Here is a 24,173-nt window from a genome sequence, read left to right on the forward strand (position 1 = left end):
TAATATTTTTAGGTATATTTTAAAATAATTAAATTAAAATATGCTCCAAAATAACACGAATTAATATATTATTTTAAAATCGAGGTACATTATCGTGATAAAATACCCTACTTTATCTAAATCAACATTTAGCTTAAGTATTTATTTTTTAAAATTCGATAAAGTTAAAATGACTTTATTGACTGTAATTTGTATTTTACTCGGTATGATTCCGGCGATTGATAGTATATTACTTCAGAAAATCATTGATTTAATAGAATCTTTCAGCGATAAGAACGCTAATAATCTTTTATCTTCCATGATTTACTGGGCAGTATTTTATGCTCTTTGGTGGGAGAGTATTAATATAGCATATCGTTCATATGATTATTTGTATCTCAAGACTATGCCCGTAATAAAAGGGAAAATACTAAATGAACTTTATAATTACACCCAATATCATAGCCATAAATTCTTTCAGGATAATCTAGCAGGACATATTAGCAATCGTATTACCGAAACTGCAAGATCGTTTGAGATGATTATTTCAATATTCGGTGAAAAAATTCTTCGTAAACTCGCTATTATTGTATTTGCATTAATTGCTTTATATTCAGTACATTACGTTTTTGCTACGATATTTATTTTATGGATTACGGTTTTTTTAGGACTTAGTGTTCTTTTCTCCGATAAAATCAATAAATACTCATTAAATTATGCTAGAAGCCAATCTTTTGTTGCCGGTAGTATCGTAGATGCAATTAGCAACATTAATGCGGTTAGAATGTTTACAGCCCATAAATTTGAACGTCAACATCTCGAAACAAGAGTAGAAAATGCCGTAGCCGATGAGCAAACTATGCAATTCTTTATGTTCAAATTGCGTTATGCTCTTGGGACTTCTTGTTCAATAATGATTTTTATAATGATTTATTATTTATCTAAACTTCGTAGCGAATTATCTATAAGCATAGGTGATTGCGTATTAGTGCTAACATTATGTATAAATGTAGCAGACGATATTTGGGATTTAACGCAAGAAATCGGTGATATGTTCGAGCAGGTCGGGGCATTTAATCAAGGCTTATCTTTAATGGCACCGCATATTATAACTGATATTGCAAACGCTACTCCATTAGATATCAAAGAAGGGGTTATTGAATTTAGAAATGTTACATTTAATTATCATCATAATAACAATCTATTTTATAATAAATCGGTATTAATACCGAGTAAACAAAAAGTAGGACTAGTTGGATTTTCAGGTTCAGGGAAAACCACTTTTATTAGTTTACTCACGAGGTTACATGATATAGAAGAAGGAATGATTTTAATAGATAATCAAAATATTAAAAACGTAACTCAAGATTCTTTAAGAAAAGCCATTAGCCTTATACCTCAAGAACCGGTGCTTTTTCATCGTACCATTTTGGACAATATCAGATACGGGAAAAAAGAAGCTACTCTTGAGGAGGTTATAGAAGCAGCAAAAGCTGCACATATTCATGATGTTATCGATAATCTACCGGACGGTTACGATACTATGTGCGGTGAACGGGGGAATAACTTATCAGGCGGTCAGCGTCAAAGAATTATCATAGCAAGAGCCATCTTAAAAAATGCTCCTATTTTAATTCTCGATGAAGCAACAAGTAGCTTAGATAGCGAGACGGAAAGCCTGATTCAAGAGTCAATGGATTATTTAATGCAAAATAAAACCGTGATAGTCATTGCCCACAGATTATCTACTTTACTCAATATGGATAGAATTTTAGTTTTTGAAAAGGGAAGTATAACCGATGACGGTAACCATGCAGAATTACTAAAAAATAGTAAGCTATATCAAAAATTATGGAACTCTCAAGTTAAAGGGTTAATAGTGTGAGGAGGTATTACCCATGTTTTATGTCATTCCTGCGAAAGCAGGAATGACATAAAACCAGCCTCAACCTTTAAACTAAATCATTATGAGCCACTATTTCTCCTGTGGCTTCAACTTTGAGTAGTCGGCACTCTGTCATCGCTTTTATTGCACTCTCAGGTAATTCTATCTTATCTGTAGCGTTACTATCAATAATATCTTCAATTTTTAAAATGCATAAAAACTCTAAAGGCGGTATCAATTTAGCTATCTTTCCTCCTAATTCTATTAATGGTTGTTTTATAGAATCATCCGAATCCAAACTCATTTGATTTGAAAATATTATATAGTTCTAATAGGCTTTTTATATACTCATCCTTAGAAACATCTTTTACAACCGGTAATATTGCTGCTTTCCATTGAACAAACGCAGCTAAATCTTTCTTGTCAATAGCCTTAATTTTCTTGTAATCATTCTTACGCAATGTGGATTCAAGCGTTAAAAGAGCTTTCAGAGGTTCATAAATTGCTTCCTTGTCACGGACCATTTGACCGTCAGGATCGAGTATATTCGATTAGCACCATATTGTAACAATACTTTTACCATATCTGTACTCTGCTTACTATCATTAAACTCTCTAGTTAGGTCTACTAAACTTTTAAATGCGGTTTTTCATATTAGCACCATAAGCGAGCAATTTGGTTACCATGGCTATATTTAGGTATAGGACGTACATATTTCTAAATAAGTCATATTGTCACCTGTTACGTAATTAGGATCCACACCATTTTCAATTAGAAATGCTGCCATATCAAAATGTTGAGCTGTTAGGGCAGTGTGAAAAACGGTCATACCGCTGTTGTGGTCAAGGATTATATTTGCACCTTTTGCAAGTAGAAGCCTTACTATCCCTTTCTGATTATTATGACACGCAAAATATAAAAAAGATTTAGCCTCACCTTCCAATGTGTATACTTCTGTATTTGGATCAATATTTAAAGCGGTTAACATACTATAAACTAAATCATAATCACCTTGACAAATTGCTTTAACTATAGCAGTGTCAGGAGATCTTGCTATTTTATCTACAGTGCAGTATGCCATATTGTACACACTAGAAATATTTGTATTTCTTCAATCAAAGCTTTGAATTCTTTGACAAAACTTTCTCTAAAAAATTCATATCTTTTTATTTTATATATATTATTAAATCCCATATTTTCTTCTATATCTTTACTGCTTAATATCTCATGAAATTTATTTCTATCATCGATTATCAAGTATTTCCCTTAATGATTCAATTGATAGTATTTTGTATCGTACAGAAAAAAATCATTTTATCAACAAATAGTTTATTTATTAGTAAGCAATCAATAAACTAAAATATTATATTAAATATTGTCATATGCTGTTATAATCACTTTTTTAGCCACTAATATTTAAACAATGAAACTATCTGATTTTGACTTTGATTTACCAAGCGAACTGATCGCACAATATCCATCTAGTGAACGTGATAACTCAGATTTACTAATTGCTGTTACGCCGCTTATTAAAACCAAATTCTACAACATAATAGATTACTTAAAAGAAGGGGACTTATTAGTCTTTAATAATAGTAAGGTAATAAAAGCAAAGTTAAATTTGGGGAAAAATATTACAATAAATTTGAATCAAAAATTATCAGATGATAGTTGGTCGGCTTTTGCTAAACCAGCTCGAAAGCTTCATGTAAATGATGAATTTTATTTTGATAATCATAAGGTAATTATTACCGAAAAACTTGCAATGGGTGAGATTAAAGTAAAATTTGAGCTTAATGATATTTCTGTATTCGAGTTCTTAAATAAATACGGTGAGATGCCGCTACCGGTTTATATTAGGCGTTCACACTCATTATGTCATCCCGTGGCTACGACCACGGGATCCAAAACATATTTAAATAATGACTGGATACCGTGGTCAAACCACGGGATGACAAACACTCAAAACGACAACGACCGCTATCAAACTGTCTATAGCCAAATAGAAGGTTCAGTTGCAGCACCGACAGCAGGCTTGCATTTTACAAAGGATATACTTGATAAGCTTAAGGCAGAAGGCATACAAGCCACATTTTTAACATTACATGTGGGAGCTGGAACTTTTTTACCTGTAAAAACCGAAAATATTCATGAACATAAAATGCATACCGAATATTGCTCTATTACTCCTGACACTGCTGAAATTATCAATAAAGCAAAGCAAGAAGGGAAACGTATTATCGCAGTCGGCACTACAACACTTAGAACACTTGAGAGTTCTTGCAATAACGGCATCGTAAAAGCAGGTAGCTTTAAAACCGATATTTTCATAACCCCAGGTTTTAAATTTCAAACAGCCGATATGCTACTTACTAATTTCCATTTTCCTAAATCTACTTTATTTATGCTTATATGTGCTTTTGCCGGATTTAAAGAGATGCATGAATTATATAAATATGCTATAAAAGAAGCAATGCGTTTTTTTAGCTACGGCGATGCAACGCTTTTATGTAGGAAATGATAATCACAACCGTCATTGCGAGCAACTAAAAGGAGCGTGGCAATCTAGCAAAAATAACAAAAAATGCTAAAGGTTAGCATTTTTCACTGGATCCCGTGGTCAAACCACGGGATGACGGAGGTGAAATTGATTCACGCAACAAAGCCTTCCTGCTTTTAGCTAGGAACGACATTTTAGAAAAAACCTATAACAAACTAGATAAAAAATATTTTGGATGATTAAATCCTCTACTTCATTAATACGAGATTCAAAACAAACTGCTTTACGAGAAGAATTAAAACAGCTGGCAGCAGCACTTAATAAGCCTAAAAGTTTATTCAAATTCTTTAATCAAAACAACTTAGAAAGCGGAATTTAGTTATACGGTCCGGTGGGCAGCGGTAAAACTATGCTCATGAATTCTTTTTGTGAAGAATTAACCACACCTAAAATAATAATACATTATCAGAACTTTATGCAGGAAATTCATAAATCTATGCATAAATTACAAACAGCAAATCAAAAAGATATCATCCCTAAAATTGCTAAAAACTACACTAAACAAACTAAAGTGTTATGTATAGATGAGTTTGAAATTAAAGATATTACTGATGCAATGATAATCGGTAGATCATTTAATGAATTAATAAAGCAAAATATTTTTATTTTTATAACTTCTAACACGAGTCCCAATAATCTGTACAAAGACGGATTACAACGAGAATCTTTCTTACCTTTTATAAAGATAATCAATAATACATTTTATGTTAAATATCTAGATAATCAACATGATTATCGATTTGATAAAGCGTTAAGAGTTAAAGAGGTAATTTATCCTTTAACTTTAGAAAACCAAAACAAACTTGAAAAAATTATCACGGATATTAGTGATAATAATCTTGCTCCTCGCAATATACAGGTTCTAGGTAGAGAAATATCCTTTCAAAAAGTGCATAAAAGAATATTAGTAACAGATTATAATGAATTATTTACAAGAGGCTTAAGCTATATCGATTATGTTAATATTTGCCAAAATTTTAACGTTATTATAGTGGGGAACGTTCATACTATCGATGCTAACGATACAAATACAGCCGTTAGATTTATCAACTTTATCGATAATGCCTATTTCTATAAAATACTCTTATTTATGAGCCTAGAAAATAACCCAAATAAAATATATCAAGGTTCAGCACGAGCCGCAGAATTTAAACGCACTATTTCAAGACTAAATGAAATGAATAGCGAATCTTATTTATTAAATAATGATTTTAAGAATTAACTTCAATTTTCGCTAAAAAAGCTCTTTAATTACTAATTAAAATTTATTTACAGATGACCTCTAAGAAACTTAATAAATTCATCAATATTGATCTTTATATCGTCTTCTAAATGCTCTTCTGTTGTCTGATGATCTACATAAAAAGGATAATAATCGCATGACATATAATTTGTAGAAGTCAAGATTTGATCTTACAGACACTATAAATTTTGCACCTGATTGTCAGTTACATTTTGACTGTCAGAGACGTATTCAAGATACAAGATTTCATTATTCTTTTCAACAGCTAATTTTCTACTATCCTTAAAAGTTTGCATAGGAGTTTTTCCATAACAATATTTTCCTGAATGTGGTCGCTCATTATTGAAATGCTCTAACCAAATATCAAGATCTAATTGTAAATCATCAAGATCTGTATAAATCTTTTTCCGCATAGCTGTATCAAAGAATTCTTGTTTCATGGTTTTATTAAAACGCTCACACATACCATTTGTTTGGGGAGAATATGCCTTAGTTGTAGTATGCTCTATACCTTCGATACTTAGAAACAACTCAAAAGCATGATGCTCTATATTCCCCTTATATTCTGACCCACGATCTGTAAGAATACGAAGTATTGGTATCCCTTGGGTCTCGTACCATGGTAACACGCGGTCATTAAGCATATCAGCAGCAGTTAAAGCTGTTTTATCAGTATATAGTTTAGCATCAGCTACCCTAGTATAGCTATCAATAAATACCTGAGAATAAACCTTACCTATACCTTTGAAATTACCTACATAATACGTATCCTGACATCCTAGATAACCTGGATGCTGCGTCTCAGTTTCTCCATGAGCTTCTCTTTCATTACGACGCTCCTCTAGCACTTGTAATTGAGATTCAGTAAGAACAATACCATCCTGAGCCATCTTTGCTTCTAATGCTTTAAGCCTTTTACTGATATTGTTTAAATCATTACGTAACCAAATTGATCGCACTCCTCCAGGCGATACAAGTATACCGCTCTTCTTAAGCTCATTTGATACTCTTAGCTGACCATATGCTGGATATTCTATTGCCATATCCATTACTGCTTTCTCTATCGCTGGATCAACTCTATTCGCTATTATTGGCTTTCTTCGACTAATTTCATATAATGCCTCTTCGCCACCAGTTTCATACAGTGCTTTAAATCTGTAATAACTATCTCTACTATAGCCCATCGCTTTATATGCTGATGATATGCTACCAAGACTCTTAGCTAGTTCTAGTAACCCTATTTTTGGCTTTATTATTTTTTGATTTAAGTTCATTTTTCATCTCCATTTAATAATTAATTTATTTTACTAAATATAAGATATAATCTCAACTTTTACATATAATTTGCCATTCTTTTATAAAAACTTCTAGAGGGAGTTGTACCGTGATCAATCTCTACTACTTTGCATTTTGGAACCGCAAAAATAAAGTTAGCAAATCCTGATCCGTGCGATCCAACTATTATTTTTGTTTTATTAAAAAGCTGGGCCTGTTCATACGGGAAGGATAGCGCTAGATATATTACTTTCAAACCGGATCTCTCAATTTTTTCTATTAATTCCTCTTCATTAACTATTTTTCGGGTAGAAGCGTATTTACGAGAAATATATATTTTATCGTATGCTTTACTATTATCTTTAATAAAAATATTTCTTAAATCTTTTTTTAACCATAAAGGCAAAGGTGTACCTTTTACCGGAATAAACGGTACAGATGGAACAATTAGTCTAGTAGCTTGAATTATACAGTCACTATTTACTACAAAAAGCTTATCTTCCGGTATATTTAAATAATTTAATACTATTTCTAATGACTTAATTTGCCATGAATATTTTAAATTATTAATATAGATACGATCATATTCAAGAGCTGATTCTTTTAATATAATTAATCTAGGCAAAATTTGTAGCAGCCAATGATACCAATTGTCAGAACCAAAAGATAAAATTACTGCTAATTTTCCATTAAAATATAAAGGATTTTCAGTATTAATATCTCGTTTTTTTAATAAACGATGTTGATCACCTAAGCTTGTTTGAGTATCTTGTAGAATATAACCTTCTTGAGTTAAAATTCCACCTTCATTAATTACTGTGACGTTTGGTAACTCTAAAATAAATTGACCAGTATTTTTTTTCTTTAAATAGCTTTTTAATTTCTATGTTAGATTTTAGCGATTCTATGGAAATAAATTGATGTTTATTCTTTAATGCGTAAGCATTACTAATATAGAGAAAGGTAAAAATTATGAATATAAAATATTCTCATAAAGAGAAAGAAAGATAATTAAAAATTTGCATTGCAAGCTTGGCAGCGACTTACTCTCCCATGCCTTATGACATAGTACCATTAGCGCTATGAGGTTTCACATTCGAGTTCGGGATGGGATCGTGTGTTTCACTCATGCTATAACCACCAAGCTAGCAATACAAACTTTTAAAAAGATAGATTTGTATTATAGTTTGCTGTTAATGTTGTTGCACGACTCAAAAAAATTCTCAACATCATATCTTAACTTTTACTACGATACTCAGCAAAATAATTTTCGCTGGATATCGTGGCAGGGCTACAGTATAACATTAGTTATGCAATAACATTTTTATTAGTTGATAAAACTATTTAACCTGATAACTTTGTGAATAGATGCTACACTCTTATAGCATTAACACTATATGCATATGTAATCTCACAGCAAAGTAAATCAATCGAGCTATTAGTATCGGTTAGCTACACACATTACTGTGCTTCCACACCCGACCTATCAACGTGGTGGTCTTCCACGGCTCTAATGGGGAAGTCTAGTTTTGAGGTGGGTTTCCTGCTTAGATGCATTCAGCAGTTATCCCTTCCGTACTTAGCTACCCAGCTGTGCCGTTGGCACGACAACTGGTCCACCAGGGGTACGTCCACCTCGGTCCTCTCGTACTAAAGGCAGATCCTCTCAAACTTCCTACACCCACGGCAGATAGGGACCGAACTGTCTCACGACGTTCTAAACCCAGCTCACGTACCACTTTAATCGGCGAACAGCCGAACCCTTGGGACCTTCTCCAGCCCCAGGATGTGATGAGCCGACATCGAGGTGCCAAACGATTTCGTCGCTATGGACGCTTGGAAATCATCAGCCTGTTATCCCCGGAGTACCTTTTATTCGTTGAGCGATGGCCCTTCCACTCGGGACCACCGGATCACTATGACCGACTTTCGTCTCTGCTCGTCTTGTCAGACTCGCAGTCAGGCTAGCTTATGCCATTGCACTCTAAAAGTTGATTTCCGACCAACCTGAGCTAACCATCGCGCGCCTCCGTTACTCTTTGGGAGGCGACCGCCCCAGTCAAACTACCCACCATGCATTGTCTCGGATCCTGATTCAAGGATCTCGGTTAGATGTCAAGCACCAAAAGGGTGGTATCTCAAGGGTGACTCCACAAAGGCTGACGCCTTCGCTTCGTAGTCTCCCACCTATCCTGCACATCTGATTCCTAACACCAGTGCAAAGCTATAGTAAAGGTTCACGGGGTCTTTCCGTCTGACCGCGGGAACTCCGCATCTTCACGGAGAATTCAATTTCGCTGAGTCGATACTGGAGACAGTGGGGAAATCGTTACGCCATTCGTGCGGGTCGGAACTTACCCGACAAGGAATTTCGCTACCTTAGGACCGTCATAGTTACGGCCGCCGTTCACTGGGACTTCAATTCAGAGCTTGCACCCCTCCTTTTAATCTTCCAGCACTGGGCAGGCGTCAGACCCTATACATCGTCTATTGACTTTGCAGAGCCCTGTGTTTTTAATAAACAGTCGCTACCCCCTAGCTTGTGCCACCTGCACATGGTTGCCCATATACAGGTCATCTTTCTTCCGAAGTTACAGATGCAATTTGCCTAGTTCCTTCAGCATCGTTCTCTCAAGCGCCTTGGTATACTCTACCTGTCCACCTGTGTCGGTTTCGGGTACGGTCTATAATGAAGGTGTTATTTCCTGGAAAATATTCACCGCACAATCAATCCAATAAGACTGTACAATTTACTATTTTCGTCACATCCTTCAGGTTCAGGAATATTAACCTGATTCCCATCGATTACGCCTTTCAGCCTCATCTTAGGGGCCGACTAACCTTGCGCAGATTAACTTTACGCAAGAACCCTTGGACTTTCGGCGAGAATGTTTCTCACATTCTTTATCGCTACTTATGTCAGCATTCTCACTTCCGATACCTCCAGCAAACCTTACGGTTCACCTTCGCAGGCTTACGGAACGCTCCGCTACCATTTATGCCAAATGCATAAACCCGCATCTTCGGTACATGACTTGAGCCCCGTTACATTGTTGGCGCAAGAAAACTTATTTAGACTAGTGAGCTATTACGCTTTCTTTAAATGATGGCTGCTTCTAAGCCAACATCCTAGTTGTTTTGGTCTTCTCACATCCTTTAACACTTAGTCATGATTTAGGGACCTTAGATGGCGGTCTGGGCTTTTTCCCTCTCGACTATGGACCTTAGCACCCATAGTCTGTCTGTTATGCTGTACTCATCGACATTCGGAGTTTGATTGAGTTTGGTAAGTCTGTGGGACCCCCTAGCTCATTCAGTGCTCTACCTTCGATGGTAATCGCTATAACGCTCTACCTAAATAGATTTCGCGGAGAACCAGCTATATCCGAGTTTGATTGGCCTTTCACCCCTAACCACAGCTCATCCCCTACTTTTTCAACAGTAGTGGGTTCGGTCCTTCAGTGGATTTTACTCCGCTTTCAACCTGGCCATGGCTAGATCACCCGGTTTCGGGTCTAATTCATCTAACTAAACGCCCTATTCAGACTCGCTTTCGCTACGCCTACACCTAACGGCTTAAGCTTGCTAGATAAACTAAGTCGCTGACCCATTATACAAAAGGTACGCCGTCACAAGACATATAAATACGCTTGCTCCGACCGCTTGTAAGCATTTGGTTTCAGATACTATTTCACTCCCCTTGTCGGGGTACTTTTCACCTTTCCCTCACGGTACTTGTTCACTATCGGTCACTAGAGAGTACTTAGGCTTAGAGGGTGGTCCCCCTATGTTCAAACAGGATTTCACGTGTCCCGCCTTACTCAAGGACTTCAAACTTTTTACCTATACGGGACTATCACCCTCTATGGTCAACCTTTCCATGTTGTTTTAGTTATTTTTTTGAAGCCACTGGCCTGGTCCGCGTTCGCTCGTCACTACTAACGGAGTCTCGGTTGATGTCCTTTCCTCCAGCTACTTAGATATTTCAGTTCGCTGGGTTTGCCTCATATAGCTATGTATTCACTATACAATACCTAATAAATTAGGTAGGTTTCCCTATTCGGAAATCTTCGGATCAAAGTTTATTCGCAACTCCCCGAAGCTTATCGCAGCGTATTACGTCCTTCATCGCCTTCTAGTGCCAAGGCATCCACCAAATGCTCTTATTATATTTACTTATGCTTTTAACTTGAGATTACACAATGCATACAGAATTAATTTCACAATTATTTTTCTTATTTTCAGCATCTACTCACGATATAAATTTTTATTATCGCGGTGTATTTAGTTTTTAGCTTTACCAACTTTTTAAACAGCTACAAAGTTTTACGTTTCAAACTTTGTGTGATGATTTTATATCTATATTTTTAAAGCTTGTCAAACACTAATTTCAAATAATTTTAATTTTATTTCTTATGAGAGGGCTTAAAGTTATTTTAACCTCTTTTTAAAGTAGGCTTTGTCGGCTTTTTGTTTAGATTTGTGGTCCCTAATTTTGTATCTACCTTACCGCCTAAATCTTCAAACAAAAATCTGCCTTTTTGTAAAATATGATTTACTGCTGTTATTTCTCCTTCTCTGTTTATCAAACCGCTTTGAGTTTTAACCCATAATAATTTACCGTCTTTTCTAAAGACTGGATTTTCATCAATTGCAAAATCTTTAGTTATACTTAAATTACCGTTCTTATCAAATTTACCTAAAATATTTTTCTGTAAATCAGCAAATACGGCATGAGCGTATAATTTTGAAATTTCTTTTATTTGTTTTGGATCGTTTATATGTTCGCCGGCTTTGTTAATAAAGCTGCTAATTTCATATTGAGATGTTTTACCATGTGGAGTTTTTTTCACAAGAAATTGAGTTTCCGTAAGTAGCTTAGTTTGATCCTCTACTTCATCATCTACTATAGATGCTTATAATGCTATCAAAGCTTTGCTACCATATTAATTACTTTCCTTTTTAAAGAATAAATATCACTATTCTTTTCAAACTTTGAGGTAAACTCCTTAACGTCTCAATTATCATTAAACCTAACTTCTTTTTTATCTTTACCCATAATAATACTCTTATTTTAATACTGTATCTTTTAAAATATTTGTACCACGTAAAAATTCTTCTATATTCAAAGCTTTTTTACTCTCTTGCTGAAGTTTTTTCACTCGTAATATGCCGCTTCCACAAGCTATTTCCAGCTTATCGCTAATAACGGTACCGGAAGTAAAGTGATGGTCCGCATTTAAATATTCTGCTTCAAGGATTTTAATTATTTTATCATTATAACTAAAATATACTCCGGGCCAAGGATTCATGCCCCTTATTTTACAATCTATTTTATATGCGGATTCATGCCAATTAATTTTTCCTTCTGCTTTAGTTAATTTATGAGCATACGTAACACCGTCACTTGGCTGTGTTATTGGTACTATATTATCGATATTTGCAAGTGTTTTAATTAATAACTCCGCTCCGAGATTTGCACATTTGTTATGCAGTTCTTCCAATGTTATTCTTTCTTCTAAATCAAAATCTTCTTTCATCAATATATCACCTGTATCAAGCCCTGTATCCATACGCATAATACATACACTACTTTTCCGGTCACCCTCTATAATAGTACGCTGCAGAGGAGCCGCTCCTCTGTGACGAGGCAAATCGGATGGATGGATATTAAGACAGCCGTATTTCTTAGCTTCTAATATAGCTTTCGGCACAATAAAACCATAGGCAATAACAACTATAATATCAGCATTAACTTTATTAATTAGATTTATTATTTCATCATTACGAAGAGTAGAAGGAGTATAAACAGGAATTTGATGCTCAAATGCTAATTGATGTATTGGAGATTTAGCTAAGTTAAGTCCTCTGCCCTTAGCTTTAGGTTGCTGTGTAAAAACAGCTTTAACTTCATGATGAGTTATAAGTTTTTTAAGAGCGGGAACAGCGAATTCAGGCGTTCCCATAAAGATTACTTTCACACTATATTATTTTTGAGTTTCTTAAGCTTACGAAGTACTACATCTCGTTTTAAATTACTTAAATAATCAATCATAAGCTTACCTTCTAAATGATCATACTCATGCTGGATAACTCTTGCAAGCCAATCATTTGCTTTAAGCTCTTGCGATTTACCATGATAGTCTAAATACCTAATCTTTATAGATTCCGGTCTTGCCACCTCAATACGTTGCTCCGGTAATGAGATACAACCTTCGTTAGCCGTAACTAGCTCTTCTGCTTTTTCTATTATTTCAGGATTCACTATAAAAAGCGGATAAAAATCTTTTGGTCTTGCTACCGAATCATGATCTTGTATATCAATTACTAAAATACGTTTCAATACCCCTACTTGTACTGCTGCAAGCCCTGCACCGTCTTCATGGTACATAGTTTTAAGCATATCATCCATAAATTTTCGTGTTTGATCGGTAAACTCTAAAACCGGCTGAGATTTCTGCTTTAATCTTTCATCAGGTGCCGTTACTATCGGTAATATTGACATAATTAAATCTTAATATTTAATTTTTATATACTATAAAATCACCAAAATGTAAAGAAAGCAAACCTGCCTAATTCCGGCAATAGTTGCATAATAAACTCACCTATTTGCAATAATTTGTCGAATTAATAATATTTAGTAAAAAATAATAGCAAATATCAGATAACATGTTAATAAATAAGGCTTGCATAAAATTAAGGAGGAATAATAATGCATTGGGGTGATATTGAAGAAATTGCCGAACAACTCGAAGAACATTGTAGCGATCAGTATAATGAAAAAAAATTTCATTATTAAAGCTAGAGAAACTGATTAGAGATTTAAAGGACTTTGCAGATGGAGAGAAAAAAGTCGAAGAAGTTACATTAGAAGAAATTTTAGACAAATGGGAAGAATTACGTGAAGAAATTAGAGAAATCGATTAAGTAGCTTTTGAGTTATTTTCAGACATTTATAAATTAACTTTATAAAAATACATTATAACCAATAAAAATATAGCAACTGCCTGAAAAAAAAACCTTAAAGTCATTAACTTTGAACTAAATTTCTTATCAAACTTTCCTTCGATAGCCATCGATACTACCCCTATAATAAGAACCGCAACGGTTAAACCAATCGCAATTAATAACCACATCATAATTTATTACCAATATATCACTTTCCACACAAAGATTATATGCTTTTTCTCTTTTAAATCAATTATATAATATTTGAGATTTAATTAAAAAATTCACTAATTCTTCGTAAAAAATAATAATTCAAGGAACACAAATATCTAATTTATCAAATATAGATAATTCAACAATTACTTTAAAAGCAAAAGAGATATTAGACTCTTGCGTTCTTATTAATTTTTGCTCAAAAATATCTAAAAATACAAATAATTTAATTTTCTGCACGCAAGAACCTAGAGTATTTTGAGAAACCTCGTCCTATTGCTAAAATATTTATTAATACTCACGGTGGAACATGACTTGCTCTGTGCAAATTTGCTTAAATTAAGCTTTCTGAGTTACACTATATATATTATCTATCAGTTTAACAAAAGCACCATTTCCTAAAACATTAGCACAAGTGATCACAGGATCAAATAAGATATAAAGAGCTGTAATCAGAGACATCATATTAGTATTAAAACCTAGATATTGTTCAAGTATAGGGAGCATTACAATAATTCTACCACCTGGTATAGCTGCTACTGAAAATTTTGCCAATACAAAATAAAAAGTAAAATAATTAAATAAAGTAGGTTCAGCTAATCCATAACTTTTTAGTATAGCATAAGCCAAAATCGATATGGCAAAACAATCGCCAACAAGATGAATATTGACTGTTATTGGTCAACGGTACGAGCGAGTGCTTTATTATTTGTATTATTTTCCGCTCCTATTATACTAAGTGGCATACTTATAACACTAGACATTGCACTAAATTCACTTATAGACGCTGGCATCATATTACTAAGGCTAGCTATGCATTCCTTAACTCGACAGTTACTTAAAATAAAATAAGCAAGAAAGATATAACCAAACTGAGCAAATACGATCATCACAAAAATGAACATATAATCTTTAATAATTATATCTAATACTTCATCAAACTGTAGTTTTACGATAAAGCCCATTATAAATAAGGGCATTATATAGATCAACAATCGCAATATTTTTGCAACAAATGCTTCTAGCTTACAAGCCAATCCAATTGCAACTTCAGCACACAACTTTGCGGAAATAAAGCCTAAGATAATACTACTAAATACGATTTTATCATTAGAAATAATATTAGGAAAATTAAGCAACCATAAAGGCTTTAAACTATCATTTTCTATAGGAGAGATCATTGATAAAGCGAATTGATATATGTATATACCTACATAATGACTTATGAAGGTAGAACAAACATTAGACCCACATACTAGTAATAATATTAAGAAAACTATACGTGTTGCATCTTTGGCTAGCATTACAACAGATTTAAAAAGTAAACCAAAAATAATTAAAGGCAGAAATAATCCAATTATAGAAATAGATAGACTTATTGAATACAACAACCTTTGTACTTCTAAACTCATTAGTGGGTTTAACAATATGATAGCTATGATAATAGCCATTAAAATAAGTGGCATTTTACGCAACATAAAACTTACCTAATAATTATTAATTTAAATAGATGAATATAATTAAAAGAAAGATATAGAGATATTGTTACCGGCTTAGACCGGTTATAGTAGTAAAAAAAGACTGGAAAGTTAATATTTGCATATTAATTCAATATACAGTTATTATAGAGAGAAAAATTAGTGTTGCAATACTTTTCTAGAAGTTCTTTTGGGGGGTATTGTTAACTAAAAGCAGATCAATTAATAAATTAACGTCATTGCGAGGAAAATTACAAAGTAATTTGTACGTCCGCAATCTCAGGAGTTTTATTATTTCATGAGATTGCCACGTAGCCTATGGCTGCTCGCAAGGCATTGTTGCGTAAAGCAATTTCACCTCTGTCATCCCGTGGCTTGACCACGGGGTGACACAGTGGGTTTTACCGGTCCACGCAACAATACCTCCTCGCAATGATGACTTAGGTATCTATGCAAAATGCTTTCGCAAGAATGACATCGAGAGCTTTTTAAGAGCTATGCGGGAATAACGCCTCAGCCCTTACACCTCTTCAGATTGCTCTAATCCCTCTTCCTCTAACTCACTATCTTCTTCACTTTCAGCAGTTTCAGCAATTAAAGAGACAGACACGACTTTTTCACCATCATCTAGCTTAAATAGGATTACGCCGCTAGTGTTACGTCCCGTAATACGTACTGACTCAAGTTTACAGCGAATTAACTTACCGCTATTGGTAATCAGCATTAACTCATCATCCATTTTAACCGGCATAACACCGACGACTAAACCAGTTTTGTCGTTAATATCCATATTGATTATACCGCTACCGCCACGGTCAGTAATTCTATAGCCATAAGCTGAGCTTCTCTTACCAAAACCGTTCTCAGTTACGGTTAAAATGAATTCTTCGGAATTTGCCATTTCTACAATAGCCGGGACAGTCAAGCTTACGCCAAGTTCTTCAGAATTAAACGCCTCACCTTTAGCAATCTCTAATCTCTGCTCCCACGGCACGGATAAATAAGCATCTCTATCCTCTTTTGTACTACTAATACCTTTAAGCACAGTCATAGAAATTACGGAATCCTCTTTGGCAAGCTTCATACCTCGTACCCCATCAGAAGTACGGCTCTTAATAACACGCAGCGATTCAACAGGGAATCTTAAAGCTTTACCGGCTTTGGTAGCAAGTAAAATATGCTCGTCTTCTTTACATGGTTTTACGTCTATTAATTTATCGTCCTCATCAAGCCTAATAGCAATTTTACCGTTCGACTGAAGCTTTTTGAAATCTAATAAATCGCTTCTTCTGATATTACCTTTGGCAGTTGCGAACATAATGTTTAAATTATCCCTCTCATCCTGATTTTCAGGTAGCGGCATAATATTCGTAATATGCTCATTTGCTTTCAGCGGTAATATATTAACCATCGGTCTACCCTTACCCTGCGGATTACTTAAAGGCAGTTTATACAGTTTTAAACTATAAACCTGACCGATATTTGAGAAGAACAACATAGGAGTATGGGTACTACCAACAAAAACTTGCGTGGTAATATCTTCATCACGCATTGAAAGCCCTGATCTTCCTTTACCGCCACGTTTTTGCGCACGATAGCTACTTAGAGGTACACGCTTGATATACCCGCCAAGCGTTACGGTTACAACCATTTCTTCACGCTGAATTAAATCTTCTATATCTTGATCAAATTCGCCGAATTCAATTGAAGTAAGACGAGGAGTCGCAAATTCTTCTTTAACTTTAATGAGCTCTTCCTTTAAAATTTCAAGTAACCTTGTACGAGAGCCAAGTATATTAAGATATTCGGTGATTTCCGTAGTGAGGTTCTTTAAATCCTCTTCAAGCTTGTTTTTCTCCATAGCGGTCAGGCGTTGCAATCTCATTTCTAAGATTGCCTTAGCTTGCACTTCGGTAAAGTTACATTTACCCTGCTCGTTTAACATTGCTTTATCATCAACCAACTTTACAAGAGGTAGGATATTTAATGCTTCCCACTGACGAGCCATTAATTCTTGTTTAGCTGCATTCGGGTCATTTGAAGCTTTAATAATACGTATTATTTCATCGATATTACTAACGGCAATAGTTAGTCCTAGTAAAATATGAGCTCTATCTCTTGCTTTATTGAGTAAATATATAGTACGGTTAGTAATTACTACTTCCCTAAAATTAACAAAAGCTGCAATTACTTCTTTCAAATTCATCACTTTCGGTAGCCCGTCTTTAAGAGCAAGCATAATAACACCGAAGCTAGTTTGTAGCTGCGTACATGCGTATATTTGATTTAAGACTACTTCAGCAACTACATCTTTCTTTAACTCAATAAAAATCCTTACACCGTTTTTATTCGATTCATCACGTAAATCACTTATACCTTCTATACGCTTTTCCTTAACCATTTCAGCGATTTTCTCAACGAGCCTTGCCTTATTTACCATATACGGTATTTCGGTAATAATAATTGCTTGACGGCTATTACCGATATTCTCAATCTCGGCTCGACCTCGCATAATGATACTACCTCTACCAGTAAGATATGCCGATCTAATACCGCTAATGCCTAAAATCATTGAACCTGTAGGAAAATCCGGTCCTTTAACAACTTCAAGTAAATCTAATATTTCTATATCGTTATTATCTATATATAAACAGCACGCATCGATAACCTCACCAAGATTATGAGGCGGGATATTAGTTGCCATACCGACCGCAATGCCTCCGCTACCGTTCACCAATAAATTGGGAAACATTGCAGGAAGTACGGAAGGCTCTTTTTCAGAACCATCGTAATTAGGGTTAAAGCTGACAGTCTCTTTATCGATATCCTCTACGAGCTTATACGAAACTTTGGCCATTCGAGATTCGGTATATCTCATTGCTGCCGCCGCATCACCATCCATCGAACCGAAATTACCCTGCCCTTCTACAAGCGGTAAACGCAAGGAAAAATCTTGTGCCATACGTACTAACGCATCGTAAATAGCACTATCGCCGTGCGGATGGTATTTACCCATCACGTCACCGACTATTCTAGCGGATTTTCTATAAGGTTTACTAGCATGATTACCGGCTTCATGCATGGAATAGATAATTCGGCGATGTACCGGCTTTAAGCCGTCCCGAACATCCGGTATAGCTCTACTTACTATAACGCTCATAGCATAATCAAGATAAGATACTTTCATCTCATCTTCGATATTTACCGGTACTAAATTAGAAGAAGATTTATCAGTCACGATTACTTAGCCTTAAATTTAATGAATTATATTTAATAATAGAGACATAATAAATTTCTTTCAAGGATTGCTTGTATTTATAATCGTGGCATTGTTTCTAAGTTACCGATGTTATTGCTGCGGGGCATTGTTGCGCGGATGCCGATGTCATTCCTGCGAAAGCAGGAATCTAGTTTTTTAAGCAAATTATATACTAAATTTTTATGTAATTTTCTTTGTTTATCATTTTTTACTGGATTCCCGCTTGCGTGGAAATGACATAAACGAACCATACAACAAGGCCTTTAGTCGCTTACAATGACGACATCAACCGTTTCTATGCAATAACATAATCGTAAAAGTTAACAAACTTTATTATATATTAGAATTATTTTATACTTTCTAAATATAATGAACGCTGCTCTATTCTTGTTATCTCATCTACCGTTACCTGTTCTGCTAACCTTTGTTTAAACTTAGATCTTAGTTTTTCTAAATCTTTATTTTTCTGAGAGAACGGTAATATTTTAGATAATAATTTATTATTTTTATTGAACATGTAGTTGCTCCCGTGATTACACTTAAATTGCTCAAGTTTTAACCACCGAAGATTTTAACTTCGGGTGGTTGGGACGTTCAAAGAACCGTCACAGAACAGTTATAATAGCTTTTAGGTTTAAAGCTTACACTTTAAACCTTGTACATAGCTACTATCCCCCGACCATGAAGTCGAGGATTATACCATTTATACGGCTGATAATACCGCTTAGGATAGAGGCTTTGAAACCCCGGAATAGCGTCACCGCTATTCTTGCAAGAGATTTTAGCCAATTTTTTGAAATATCAATTAGCTATCCATGTCATTCCTGCGTGGATCAGTTTTTTTGTCATTGCGAGGAAAATTACATAGTAATTTGACGCAGCAATCTTGAGAAGAATTCCTGAGATTGCCACGCAGCCTATGGCTGCTCGCAATGACGACTTGATATCCACGCAACAAAACCTCCGCGGGAATGACATCGAGCTGGTTTTACCAAACCACTTAACAAAGCTTGTAGTTGATATAACGATAAATTTTAAGAATGTTCCTCTTCTTGCCGTTTATACCAAAGTTCGGCATAATAGCCTTTGTGCTGTAGCAAGGTTTTATGGTTGCCCCGCTCAACTATATAACCGTTATCTAAAACGATAATCTCATCTGCATCGATAATAGTTGAGAGTCTATGGGCAATGATAAGGGTAGTATGGTGAGCCGAGATCTCTTTAAGGCGTGCTTGAATTAGCTTTTCGGCTTTAGTATCAAGCGAACTTGTTGCCTAATCACAAACATATATTGCTGGATTTTTTAAGATGGTTCTTGCAATTGCAATACGCTGTTTCTCACCGCCCGAAAGCTTTAAGCCTCTCTCGCCTACCTGCGTCTCATACCCTTCGGGTAACGTGCTAATAAACTCATGAATATGAGCATTTTTTGAGGCTGCTATAACTTCATCGTAGCTTGCTGCATTATTACCGTATGCGATGTTGTAATATATCGCGTATCGTTAAACAGTACCGTATCTTGCGGGACAATTCCAATAGATTTACGCAGCGATTGTTGCGTGACTTCTCTTATATCCTGACCATCAATAGTAATATTGCCGCTATTAATATTGTAAAACCTAAAAAGCAAGCGTGATATCGTCGATTTCCCTGCCCCGCTACTACCGACTACTGCTAAAGTTTTACCGCTCTTGATCGTAAAACTTATATTATGTAAAATCGGACGTTCCTGATTATAAGCAAAGCTAACATTATCGAAACTAACCGCACCTTTTAAGATAATTAGCTCCTTAGCGTTCAAAGCATCCTCTACTTCTACAGGTATATCAAGCAGCTTAAACATATCTTCCATACTAACTAGAGCGTTTTTAATTTCTCTATAAGCAAAGCCAAGTATTGAAAGCAGAATTGATAGCTGAAATAGATAAGTATGAACCATTATTAAATCGCCGACGGTCATTTTATTTTGGTTAATAGCATTTGCTGAAAGTATCATAAGGCTAACAAGCCCTAAGGATATTATAACATCCTGCCCAATATTTAAAATCGATATGCTGTTAGTAGTTTTAGTAGCTGATTTTTCATAAGTTTGTAAAACCTCATTAAACTTTATCGCCTCATATTCTTCATTACCGAAATATTTAACGGTCTCAAAATTCAGTAAACTATCGATTGCTCTATTATTGGCGGTGTTATCGCTTTGGTTCATTTCCCTTGCAAAAGAAATACGCCAAATACTGATTAGGCAAGTATAACCAACATAAACTATCATTGTTATTAAAATAGTTACGGCAAACCAAATACTGTAAACATACCATAACATCCCGCTTACTAATATAATTTCTACGCTTGTCGGAAAAATATTAAATAACGAATACCGCAGTACCACTTCAATACCTTTAGTACCATGCTCTATTGACCTACTTAAGCCCCCTGTCTTTCTAGTTTAAAGCATGTACTTAAAGACATTTAGAGCAACTAAGTGAGTTGCTTGATGCCCTACTTTTGAAAAAATGATATTTCGTAATTCACTGTTGAACAAGTATTTTTGTTCCGCCATATGCAACAATAATCCCGATCATAACCGAAAGAGCAAAGTTTTTATTTAGCCCATTTATTATATATTTATAAACAATAGGAACGAAAATATTTATTACTTTAGCTATGACTAGACAAATAAAAGAGGTAACAATACGCAGGCGTATATCAAAATCCTTCGACCATAAATACGGCAGAAGTAGAGAGAATGAATTTTTGCGAGTTTTGTTTTTGAACATTTTAAAGTTTTGGTAGTTTGCAGCATCATTGCAAGCGGGCATTGCTTGCGTGGATACTAAATCGTCATTGCAAGCGACCATAGGGAGCGTGGCAATCTCATAAAATAATAACAAACTCCTTAGATTGCTTCGTCAATTACTTCGTAATTTCCTTGCAATGACGTTTTTATTAATTACGCTCCGGCATCAGGTGAAGTCGTCTTTGGCTGATTTTCTAACAGCTTATCTAGCCTTCCCTCTTTTTCAAGATCAAACAGAGCATCACAACCGCCAACATGCATATTATCTATAAATATCTGCGGGACGGTCTTTTTTCCACCGGATTTCTTAATAAATTTTTCTTTCTCTTCCTGAGTAAAATTACTTACTTCAATTTCCTCATAAGCAACATTTTTCTCATCAAGCAATGCTTTAGCTTTTATACAATAAGGACAACTAGCGAGAGTATAAACAATAATTGTGTGTAATATAGCTTTATTCATAATGTTATATTTTTTTGTTAGATTTTAATATATTATCTTAAACTATAGTTTTTAAAGCAAGTAAAAATGCATGAATAATTTTTCTATTATCTCAGAATATAAACCGGCAGGCGATCAACCAAAAGCAATAGATGAAATTATAGCAGGGTTAAGTAGCAAAAAACGCTCACAAATGTTGCTTGGTATTACGGGATCAGGCAAAACCTTTACTATGGCAAATATTATAGAGAGAACTAATCGTCCTACTCTTATTATGGCTCATAATAAAACTTTAGCTGCCCAAATCTATTCAGAGATGAAATCGCTTTTTCCAAAGAATGCCGTTGAATACTTTGTTTCATATTATGATTATTACCAGCCCGAAGCTTATATAGCACGCACCGATACTTTTATAGAAAAAGACTCATCAATTAACGAACAAATTGATTTAATGCGTCATGCCGCTACAAGATCGCTATTAGAGCGTCGTGACGTTATAGTAGTTTCTTCCGTTTCCTGTATTTACGGCCTTGGCTCTCCCGATTTATATTACCAAATGATGGTTAATCTAGAGCCTGGTCAAAGCTACCTTCGTGATCAACTACTAAACGATTTGATAAATCTACAATATGAGCGTAACGATATCGGATTTGAGCGTGGCTGTTTTAGAGTTAAAGGCGACAACATCGATATTTTCCCCTCACATTACAGCGATAAAGCTTGGCGTTTATCGTTTTTCGGTAATGAACTCGAATATATCCATGAATTTGATCCCCTAACAGGTGAAAAACTTGCTAAGCTCGATAAAGCTATGGTTTTTGGTAATTCACATTTTGTGATGCCTCAAGAAACGGTCAATAATGCCATATCAGGTATTGAAGAAGAATTACAAAAACGCTTAGAGTTTTTAAAGTCACAAGACAAACCACTTGAAACTCAAAGGCTAAATCAACGTACTCAATATGATCTTGAAATGTTAACGGAAACCGGCAGCTGTAAAGGCGTTGAAAACTACTCTCGCTTTTTCACAGGACGTCATGCCGGTGAGCCGCCTCCTACATTATTCGAATACCTACCAGAAGATGCATTATTATTTGTTGATGAAAGCCATGTATCCGTACCGCAAATTAGAGCGATGTATAACGGCGATCGAGCAAGGAAAAAAGTTTTGGTAGAGCATGGGTTTCGTCTACCCTCTGCACTTGATAACAGACCTTTAAAATTTGAAGAATGGGACAAATTTAGACCACAAACTGTGTTTGTATCTGCAACTCCAGGACCGTTCGAGTTAGAAGAAACCGGCGGCACGGTTGTAGAATTGATTATTAGACCTACTGGGCTGCTTGATCCTGAATGTATTATCAAACCCGCTACTAACCAAGTTGAGGATTTAATTAGCGAAATTCAAACCACTATCGCTCAAGGTTTTCGTGTTCTAGTCACCACCTTAACTAAAAAAATGGCAGAAGATTTAACCGCCTATTTGCAGGAGCTAAAATATAAAACTTCTTATTTACATTCTAACGTTCATACTCTCGAACGTATAGAGATTTTACGAGATTTAAGACAAGGTACTATTGATGTTTTAGTTGGTATTAATCTATTAAGGGAGGGGCTTGACATCCCTGAATGCGGCTTAGTTGCTATACTTGATGCAGACAAAGAGGGGTTTTTGCGGTCGGAAGTATCGTTAATACAAACAATAGGAAGAGCTGCAAGAAATAGCGCGGGTAGAGTTATACTTTATGCCGATAAAATGACTAAATCTATCGATAAAGCCGTTAGTGAAACGTTGCGTAGAAGGCAAATTCAGCAGGAATATAATGAAAAACACGGCATAATTCCAAAAACCATCAACCGTGCTATTCACGCTTTAGCAGAATTTGAGAAAATCGATAGTAAGCTTGATAAAAAACAAGCTCATACTTTATTTGATAATCCTGCTAAGCTAAAAACCCATATTGATAAATTAAAGAAAGAAATGCTTAAAGCCGCAAGTAATCTTGAATTTGAACAAGCCGTAAAACTTCGTGATCAGCTAAAAACTCTAGAAGCAGCGGCACTCGAGTTGAGTTAATGGTGTGCGTTGTGGATA

The 24,173-nt window shown here is 35.1% G+C and carries 19 protein-coding genes, 2 rRNA genes and 3 pseudogenes; 5 read left to right on the forward strand and 19 right to left on the reverse strand.

What is annotated here, in order from left to right; genetic code table 11:
* The first annotated feature begins 94 nt into the window (after positions 1 to 94).
* Positions 95 to 1,864, forward strand: coding sequence for an ABC transporter ATP-binding protein (locus RPR_RS01855; protein ID WP_012736512.1), 1,770 nt, complete (start codon positions 95 to 97; stop codon positions 1,862 to 1,864).
* Positions 1,865 to 1,931: 67 nt separating this feature from the next.
* Here the strand turns inward: RPR_RS01855 and RPR_RS08920 are convergent, their stop codons facing one another.
* The 4 genes from RPR_RS08920 to RPR_RS08935 form a co-directional block, all read right to left on the reverse strand.
* Positions 1,932 to 2,168, reverse strand: coding sequence for a hypothetical protein (locus RPR_RS08920; RefSeq protein ID WP_085065615.1), 237 nt, complete (start codon positions 2,166 to 2,168; stop codon positions 1,932 to 1,934).
* Complete coding sequence (locus RPR_RS08925; protein ID WP_085065616.1) at positions 2,149 to 2,388, reverse strand: hypothetical protein; 240 nt, start codon at positions 2,386 to 2,388, stop codon at positions 2,149 to 2,151. Before RPR_RS08925 ends, RPR_RS08920 begins: the two co-directional genes overlap by 20 nt.
* A gap of 170 nt (positions 2,389 to 2,558) precedes the next feature.
* A complete protein-coding gene (locus RPR_RS08930) occupies positions 2,559 to 2,945 on the reverse strand; it encodes an ankyrin repeat domain-containing protein (RefSeq protein ID WP_228368880.1) in 387 nt (128 codons plus the stop codon).
* Positions 2,927 to 3,121 carry a hypothetical protein gene (locus tag RPR_RS08935; protein WP_085065617.1) on the reverse strand — a complete coding sequence of 65 codons (195 nt, stop codon included), beginning with the start codon at positions 3,119 to 3,121 and terminating at the stop codon, positions 2,927 to 2,929. The genes RPR_RS08930 and RPR_RS08935 overlap by 19 nt, the downstream gene beginning before the upstream one ends.
* 166 nt (positions 3,122 to 3,287) lie before the next feature.
* Between RPR_RS08935 and queA the strand changes: the two genes are divergently transcribed.
* On the forward strand, positions 3,288 to 4,385 hold the full coding sequence (gene queA / locus RPR_RS01880) for a tRNA preQ1(34) S-adenosylmethionine ribosyltransferase-isomerase QueA (protein ID WP_012736513.1): 1,098 nt from the start codon (positions 3,288 to 3,290) through the stop codon (positions 4,383 to 4,385).
* A gap of 214 nt (positions 4,386 to 4,599) precedes the next feature.
* Positions 4,600 to 5,646 (forward strand): annotated as a pseudogene (zapE, locus tag RPR_RS01885) (cell division protein ZapE).
* Positions 5,647 to 5,846: 200 nt separating this feature from the next.
* Here the strand turns inward: zapE and RPR_RS01890 are convergent.
* From RPR_RS01890 to def, 7 genes are all read right to left on the reverse strand, one after another.
* Entirely contained in the window at positions 5,847 to 6,941 is a 1,095-nt protein-coding gene (locus RPR_RS01890) for an IS481-like element ISRpe1 family transposase (protein WP_012736514.1), read from the reverse strand.
* A gap of 59 nt (positions 6,942 to 7,000) precedes the next feature.
* Complete coding sequence (locus tag RPR_RS01895) at positions 7,001 to 7,567, reverse strand: glycosyltransferase family 61 protein (protein ID WP_012736515.1); 567 nt, start codon at positions 7,565 to 7,567, stop codon at positions 7,001 to 7,003.
* Between the two features lie 405 nt (positions 7,568 to 7,972).
* Positions 7,973 to 8,087 (reverse strand): 5S ribosomal RNA (gene rrf, locus RPR_RS01905).
* 272 nt (positions 8,088 to 8,359) lie between these two features.
* Positions 8,360 to 11,120, reverse strand: a 23S ribosomal RNA gene (locus tag RPR_RS01910).
* 258 nt (positions 11,121 to 11,378) lie between these two features.
* Positions 11,379 to 11,795, reverse strand: a complete 417-nt coding sequence (locus tag RPR_RS01915) for a hypothetical protein (RefSeq protein WP_012736516.1) — start codon at positions 11,793 to 11,795, stop codon at positions 11,379 to 11,381.
* Between the two features lie 216 nt (positions 11,796 to 12,011).
* Positions 12,012 to 12,923, reverse strand: a complete 912-nt coding sequence (gene fmt, locus RPR_RS01925) for a methionyl-tRNA formyltransferase (RefSeq protein WP_012736517.1) — start codon at positions 12,921 to 12,923, stop codon at positions 12,012 to 12,014.
* On the reverse strand, positions 12,920 to 13,447 hold the full coding sequence (gene def, locus RPR_RS01930; RefSeq protein WP_012150494.1) for a peptide deformylase: 528 nt from the start codon (positions 13,445 to 13,447) through the stop codon (positions 12,920 to 12,922). The genes fmt and def overlap by 4 nt, the downstream gene beginning before the upstream one ends.
* 207 nt (positions 13,448 to 13,654) lie before the next feature.
* Between def and RPR_RS09690 the strand changes: the two are divergent.
* A pseudogene (locus tag RPR_RS09690) lies at positions 13,655 to 13,869 on the forward strand (Fe-S cluster assembly protein IscX).
* Between the two features lie 26 nt (positions 13,870 to 13,895).
* On the opposite strand, the gene RPR_RS01940 reads toward RPR_RS09690, so the two are convergent.
* The 8 genes and pseudogenes from RPR_RS01940 to grxC form a co-directional block, all read right to left on the reverse strand.
* Entirely contained in the window at positions 13,896 to 14,081 is a 186-nt protein-coding gene (locus RPR_RS01940) for an HIG1 domain-containing protein (protein ID WP_012736518.1), read from the reverse strand.
* Positions 14,082 to 14,202: 121 nt separating this feature from the next.
* A complete protein-coding gene (locus RPR_RS01945; protein WP_085065619.1) occupies positions 14,203 to 14,343 on the reverse strand; it encodes a peptide deformylase in 141 nt (46 codons plus the stop codon).
* A 99-nt stretch (positions 14,344 to 14,442) separates the two neighbouring features.
* Complete coding sequence (locus RPR_RS09435; RefSeq protein ID WP_010976935.1) at positions 14,443 to 14,733, reverse strand: cation:dicarboxylate symporter family transporter; 291 nt, start codon at positions 14,731 to 14,733, stop codon at positions 14,443 to 14,445.
* Between the two features lie 44 nt (positions 14,734 to 14,777).
* Positions 14,778 to 15,515: a cation:dicarboxylate symporter family transporter gene (locus RPR_RS07975; RefSeq protein WP_266105321.1), complete on the reverse strand. Its 738-nt coding sequence runs from the start codon at positions 15,513 to 15,515 to the stop codon at positions 14,778 to 14,780.
* Positions 15,516 to 16,101: 586 nt separating this feature from the next.
* The gene (gene gyrA, locus RPR_RS01965) at positions 16,102 to 18,819 is read right to left on the reverse strand and encodes a DNA topoisomerase (ATP-hydrolyzing) subunit A (protein ID WP_012736519.1); all 2,718 of its coding nucleotides are present in this window, start codon (positions 18,817 to 18,819) and stop codon (positions 16,102 to 16,104) included.
* A gap of 367 nt (positions 18,820 to 19,186) precedes the next feature.
* On the reverse strand, positions 19,187 to 19,357 hold the full coding sequence (locus tag RPR_RS08495) for a hypothetical protein (RefSeq protein ID WP_012736520.1): 171 nt from the start codon (positions 19,355 to 19,357) through the stop codon (positions 19,187 to 19,189).
* A gap of 517 nt (positions 19,358 to 19,874) precedes the next feature.
* A pseudogene (locus tag RPR_RS01970) lies at positions 19,875 to 21,617 on the reverse strand (ABCB family ABC transporter ATP-binding protein/permease).
* A 173-nt stretch (positions 21,618 to 21,790) separates the two neighbouring features.
* On the reverse strand, positions 21,791 to 22,099 hold the full coding sequence (grxC, locus tag RPR_RS01975) for a glutaredoxin 3 (RefSeq protein WP_012736521.1): 309 nt from the start codon (positions 22,097 to 22,099) through the stop codon (positions 21,791 to 21,793).
* 70 nt (positions 22,100 to 22,169) lie between these two features.
* Here grxC and uvrB point away from each other — a divergent pair, with 70 nt between their 5' ends.
* Positions 22,170 to 24,155 (forward strand): excinuclease ABC subunit UvrB, encoded by a 1,986-nt coding sequence (gene uvrB / locus RPR_RS01980; RefSeq protein ID WP_012736522.1) that lies wholly within the window; start codon positions 22,170 to 22,172, stop codon positions 24,153 to 24,155.
* The last annotated feature ends 18 nt before the right edge of the window (positions 24,156 to 24,173 follow it).

The organism is Rickettsia peacockii str. Rustic, assembly GCF_000021525.1.
In the GTDB taxonomy this organism is placed as follows: domain Bacteria; phylum Pseudomonadota; class Alphaproteobacteria; order Rickettsiales; family Rickettsiaceae; genus Rickettsia; species Rickettsia rickettsii.